Source organism: bacterium (genome assembly GCA_040756715.1).
Taxonomy (GTDB): domain Bacteria; phylum UBA9089; class UBA9088; order UBA9088; family UBA9088; genus JBFLYE01.
Genome location: JBFLYE010000180.1, coordinates 1 through 5,102 on the forward strand (window position 1 = coordinate 1; position 5,102 = coordinate 5,102).

The following is a 5,102-nucleotide window of genomic DNA, read 5'->3' on the forward strand; positions in this document are numbered from 1 at the left end:
AGGCAGAGAGGCACAAAGACGAGAGAGTTTATTTATTACTTGCTTTCTTTGTGCCTTTGTCCCTTTGTGCCTAGGTATATAGGACAGCTAAACAACGGCTATGGTAATTTGGTTAAGAGAGAAGCTACACACGTACAATCTTTCTAAATTCTTTTATGATATTGGTAAGTTAAGTTTTGGAGGTTTTATAATTGGCTCTATTATTTCAAAAGAAGCCGCTAGCCTTCTCCTTATCGCTGTAGGTTTGCACAACATCCATTTTTGTAATCATTGCTTTTTGGTTAGATAAAGAAGGAGGTGAATAATAATGTGGTATAATCTTATAATGGTGCTTGGTTGTGGAGCCTTAATGGCAATTGGTTTTGCTCTCTATATTTATTATCAAGAGCATAAGAAAGAGAAAACAAAGGTTTCTAAATAATTTTATAAAATATAAGGAGGAAAAATGGAACAAGAAAGTATAGAGGATTTGAGAAAAAGGTACTGGGGAGAATGGTTATTGCTGGGAGAGGTTGAGACAGATGATTTGCAAAAGCCAACAAAGGGCATTCTCATTGCCCACTCCAACAGGAAAGCTGATATTTATGAGAAGCTTTTAGAGACAAAAGAGGAGGATAAAATTGCCATAGAGTATGCGGGAGAGATACCAAAAGACTATGTGGCAATGTTCTAATGAATAAAGGGTTAATTATAGATTCTCGCTCAGGCTTAATTGTTCTGGATGTAGAGATAAAAGCTATAAAAACAAGGTTTCTAAAGATGGCTCTTGATACAGGCTGTACCCTAACCATAATTCCCTGGAATATCGCCATTGCTGTTGGTTGCGACCCTGCTCGGACAAAAGAAACAGTGCGGATGGTCACGGGAAGCGGGATAGAATTTGCTCCGCTAGTGATAGTTGAAAGCATATCTGCCTTGGGCAAAAAGGTTGAAAATATAAAGATTGCCTGCCATAATTTGCCTGAAGAAAGCCTGGTAGATGGTAGTTTTGGGGCTTAAGTTTTCTAACCCAAGGGGCAAGAGCAGGATTTATGGGCTATAAATTTTTCTTGATAAATAATGCATAGGGAAGGTAATATTTAAAGATTAAAAATGAACAATCTTAAGGTAAAGCGATATATAGAAAAGGCGGATAGATACATAACGCAGGCTGAAAAAGAGTTTAAAAAAGGAGAGCTTTGCCAGGCATCTGAGAAATACTGGGGAGCATCTGCCCAAATATTAAAGGCATGGGCAGAGTATAAGGGCATACAGCACAATGGGCATATCTGGCTATTTAAAGCAGCCGATGAGCTTGCTGAGGAGATAAAAGAGCCGGCGATAAGAAAACAATTCAGTTTAGCCAGTGCCCTACATATGAATTTTTATGAAGGTTGGCTCACTGAAAGAGAGGTAAGAGATGATGCCTTTGAAGTAAAGTTATTTTGCGATAAAATAAAACAAATCTTAACAAATAAAGAGGAAAAGAAATGAATAAAAGATTAGCACTAGCCGAGGGGTTTTTGAAAGAAGGGAAACTTGAGCTTAAAAGATATAAGGCTACCGGGAACGAGATGTTATTAAGAGAGGCTTGTGAGAAAGGTTGGGGATGTGTAATGGCGGCATTAAAAGCAGTCAATCCAGAAATAAAATATCATAAAGATTTTGGAAAGACAGCTACCCAGCTTGCTAAAAAATATAACAATGAAGAAATAGTGCATGGAGAAAGTTGCGGAGAAGCGCTTCATCGCACGGGTTTCTATGAAGGGGATATGGATGTCGAAACTGTAGAAGTTAATTTTCATTGCCTTGAAAAATTCTTAAAAATTATAGACAATATTTTGTCAAATCACCCTCCCTCTCCCCAGTTGGGAGAGGATTAAGGTGAGGGGATAGGAGGTTGAAAAGATGTCTACTCGACAGAAAATCTTAAGTTTGGTAGTTTTAGGGCTAATTTGGGGTCAGGAGGCAAAGTCAGCGGATTTGTATGTGCCATCGCAATATGGGACGATTCACTCAGCAATAGATGCGGCAACCACTGGCGATACAATCTATGTTCATCCCGGAACCTATAATGAGGCGCTCTATATCGGAAATAAAAATATCACCTTAATGGGAACAGGAGGGGCAAGTGCCTGCACAATCACAGCCTCTGGGCTTGGCGATACAAACACAGTAACCTTTGACCATGCCGGTGGCACAATCACTGGCTTTACCATAACCGGGGCAACTGCAACCTATCCATATGGTAATGGAATACGTGACACAAATAGTGCAAACCCAGCCATCACCCATAACACCATAACGGGGAATACCTTTGGCATCTTCTGCAACGACTCCTCGGGAACCATTACCAATAACACCATAGCGGGGAATAGCAATGATGGCATCTACTGCGACAACTCCTCCCCAAATATCACCCATAACACCATAGCAGAGAATAGCAATGGCATCTACTGCTACGACTCCTCCCCAGACATCACCAATAACACCATAGTGGAGAATGGCACGCATGGCATCTCCTGCGACATCAACTCCTCCCCAAATATCACCAATAATATTATTGTAAATAATGGCGAATATGGCATCTACAAAGCTTCTGGTAATCCCATTATTGACTACAACGATGTCTGGAATAATTCATTGGGAAATTATTTTGGCGTCGGAACCGGAACACACGACATCTGTGCCAACCCCCAATTTGCCGATTCTGATTATCGCATTGGCACCCTTTCTCCCTGCATTGATGCAGGCTCAAACACAGCCCCAGCAATTCCAACCACTGACAAGGATGGAAACCCAAGGATAATTCGCATTGTTGATCTGGGTGCCTATGAATTTACGCTTGATTTCTTCCAGATAAGGTTTCTCTCTCCCACCTCAGGCGAAGTTGGACAAGCTGTGACAATCAAAGGCAACACCTTAGCTACCGAGACAACGATAGCAATTGACTTCGGCACAACCCAAACCATAACCACAACCATATCAAGCGAATATGGCACATTCTCAACTACATTTATCGTAGATACCCAAGAATTAGGCACAAAAATAATTACCGCAAGAACCAATGGCCTCTTTGCCACCACAACCTTTACTATAATCCCCGGCCCTCCTGCCACGATAACCCTTACGGCAGATCCATCTACCATCAATGCCGATAATGGCACATCAACCCTGTCTGCCTATGTAACTGACCAATACAACAACCCAGTGGCTGATGGAACAATGGTTTATTTTAGCTACAATCCATTCATTGGAACCGCTACAACACAACAGGGGACAGCTACCCTCATAGGAACATTTACCAAAATAGGCACATACACAATAACCGGCACAGTAACTACTCTGTCAGCCACCATAACCATTACTGTAGAACCAGGAGCAATTGCTTATCTTACCCTTACCTTACCAGAAACCACAACCACTAATGCTACCTTTAGCTTAACCATTGTGGCAAAGGATAAAAATGACAATACAACAACTACCACGGGAACAGCTACTTTAATCAACACCACAAACTCCATATCCCCAACCACAATCAATTTAATTTCAGGAAGCAGGACATTTGAGGCAACCATTACTACATCACCCAATGGAGGAATTGACACAATTACGGTAACCTATCAAACAATAACAGGAATAGCTACAATTACAGTTTATCTAAACACAAATCAAGGCACAATAACCTTTGGAGGAACCGAAAGCGCAAAGATAGAGTTTGGTTCAGGAACGCTGGGAACAGCCAATGTTACGGTTTCTCTTTCTACTTCAACCACAATCCCAACACCTCTACCTTCTGGCATTGAATTTGCTGGGATTGTCTACACAATAGAGCTTAAGGATGAAAACAATAATCCATTTGGAACCCGATCCTTGCCAGGCTCGGTAACCATAACCCTTTCTTATCCTGACCGAGATAATAATGGCTGGGTTGATAACACAAAGATAAAAGAAGAAAACCTTACTATTTACCTTCTGGAAAATGGAACCTGGATACCTTTATTTACCTATCACAATGGCACAGATAACCTTGTCTTTGCTCATCCTCCCCATTTCTCAACCTTTACCCTAGGAGGAACCCCAACCATAACCTTTACCCCAAAAAATGATGATGCCTATTGCTATCCAAATCCTTGGAAGATAAATGACCCAAGGCAGGGAGGAAGGTATATTTGGTTTGACAAAATAAGCCAAGGCTCAATCATTAAAATCTACAACATTGCCGGTGAACTAGTAGAGGAAATAGAGGTAACCGAATGCCCACAAAGATGGGACCTCCAAAACAAAAACATCGCCTCTGGCGTCTATATCTATTGTATCACCGGTGGAGGTGGAGGAAAGAAGGTAGGAAAAATTGGAATTGTGAAATAAAGATGGAAGTTTTAGAAAAAGAGATTGGCTTTGAACAACTTGGTCTTATGCAACGAAGGCTTGAGATATTAGTGGGAGGAAGGATATCTGAAAGGGAAAAGATGAAAGAGGCAGGAAAGGCAATAAATAGGCTAACCAGAAGAATAGAGGGATTTAAGAGCGTTGAGGAAATCAGGAAATGGAGGGAAAGGGGTGTACATCCTTGATGCCTCAGTGATAGTTAAATGGTTTATTGAAGAGGATGATACCAAGAAAGCAAAGGCTTTAATGGACGGTCATATCAGAGGAAGGTTTGTGTTGATTATGCCAGGCCTTTTGATTTATGAGGTATCAAATGTTTTAAAGATGAGTGGTGGTTTTTCTGAAGATGAAATCCATGAAAGTATTCAGAGATTGTATGATTTGGGCTTGGAAATAGTAGCTCCCCTTCCAAATATTGTTCATCCACCAATTGCTTTGATGTTTAAAAGAAAGATTAGTTTTTATGATGCATTTTATGTCTCATTGGCTGATATGCTTGGTTTTGAATTTATTACCGCGGATGAAAGATTATACACCAAGGTTAGGGATTTATCATTTGTTAAGCTATTAAGGAATTTTGAATTTGAAATCAGGAGGTAAAGAGGATGAAAAAGCTATTTTTGGTAGCAGTTTTAGGGTTAGTAGGGAGCGTGAGCTTTGCTAAGGAAGCCGGCAAAACCGCTTTTGCCTTCCTAAAGCTTGGACAGGGTGCTAGAGTAAATGGAATGGGT

General features: G+C 40.7%; 8 protein-coding genes. All 8 read left to right on the plus strand.

Annotated features, from left to right (window positions below; translation table 11 throughout):
- The first annotated feature begins 100 nt into the window (after positions 1–100).
- Positions 101–289 (plus strand): DUF6722 family protein, encoded by a 189-nt coding sequence (locus AB1397_06770; GenBank protein ID MEW6482679.1) that lies wholly within the window; start codon positions 101–103, stop codon positions 287–289.
- A 156-nt stretch (positions 290–445) separates the two neighbouring features.
- The gene (locus AB1397_06775) at positions 446–673 is read left to right on the plus strand and encodes a hypothetical protein (protein ID MEW6482680.1); all 228 of its coding nucleotides are present in this window, start codon (positions 446–448) and stop codon (positions 671–673) included.
- A complete protein-coding gene (locus tag AB1397_06780) occupies positions 673–999 on the plus strand; it encodes a retroviral-like aspartic protease family protein (GenBank protein MEW6482681.1) in 327 nt (108 codons plus the stop codon). Before AB1397_06775 ends, AB1397_06780 begins: the two co-directional genes overlap by 1 nt.
- 93 nt (positions 1,000–1,092) lie before the next feature.
- Positions 1,093–1,473: a PaREP1 family protein gene (locus AB1397_06785; GenBank protein ID MEW6482682.1), complete on the plus strand. Its 381-nt coding sequence runs from the start codon at positions 1,093–1,095 to the stop codon at positions 1,471–1,473.
- The gene (locus tag AB1397_06790) at positions 1,470–1,862 is read left to right on the plus strand and encodes a PaREP1 family protein (GenBank protein ID MEW6482683.1); all 393 of its coding nucleotides are present in this window, start codon (positions 1,470–1,472) and stop codon (positions 1,860–1,862) included. The genes AB1397_06785 and AB1397_06790 overlap by 4 nt, the downstream gene beginning before the upstream one ends.
- Before the next feature lie 25 nt (positions 1,863–1,887).
- Entirely contained in the window at positions 1,888–4,350 is a 2,463-nt protein-coding gene (locus tag AB1397_06795) for a right-handed parallel beta-helix repeat-containing protein (protein MEW6482684.1), read from the plus strand.
- Positions 4,351–4,352: 2 nt separating this feature from the next.
- The gene (locus AB1397_06800; protein ID MEW6482685.1) at positions 4,353–4,556 is read left to right on the plus strand and encodes a hypothetical protein; all 204 of its coding nucleotides are present in this window, start codon (positions 4,353–4,355) and stop codon (positions 4,554–4,556) included.
- Complete coding sequence (locus AB1397_06805; protein ID MEW6482686.1) at positions 4,543–4,971, plus strand: type II toxin-antitoxin system VapC family toxin; 429 nt, start codon at positions 4,543–4,545, stop codon at positions 4,969–4,971. The genes AB1397_06800 and AB1397_06805 overlap by 14 nt, the downstream gene beginning before the upstream one ends.
- Positions 4,972–5,102: the final 131 nt, after the last annotated feature.

What these genes read in the sequence shown, in the direction of transcription:
- AB1397_06770 (MEW6482679.1), top strand. Translation starts at nt 101, where the DNA reads ATGGTAATTTGGTTAAGAGAGAAGCTACACACGTACAATCTTTCTAAA.
- AB1397_06775 (MEW6482680.1), top strand. Translation starts at nt 446, where the DNA reads ATGGAACAAGAAAGTATAGAGGATTTGAGAAAAAGGTACTGGGGAGAA.
- AB1397_06780 (MEW6482681.1), top strand. Translation starts at nt 673, where the DNA reads ATGAATAAAGGGTTAATTATAGATTCTCGCTCAGGCTTAATTGTTCTG.
- AB1397_06785 (MEW6482682.1), top strand. Translation starts at nt 1,093, where the DNA reads ATGAACAATCTTAAGGTAAAGCGATATATAGAAAAGGCGGATAGATAC.
- AB1397_06790 (MEW6482683.1), top strand. Translation starts at nt 1,470, where the DNA reads ATGAATAAAAGATTAGCACTAGCCGAGGGGTTTTTGAAAGAAGGGAAA.
- AB1397_06795 (MEW6482684.1), top strand. Translation starts at nt 1,888, where the DNA reads ATGTCTACTCGACAGAAAATCTTAAGTTTGGTAGTTTTAGGGCTAATT.
- AB1397_06800 (MEW6482685.1), top strand. Translation starts at nt 4,353, where the DNA reads ATGGAAGTTTTAGAAAAAGAGATTGGCTTTGAACAACTTGGTCTTATG.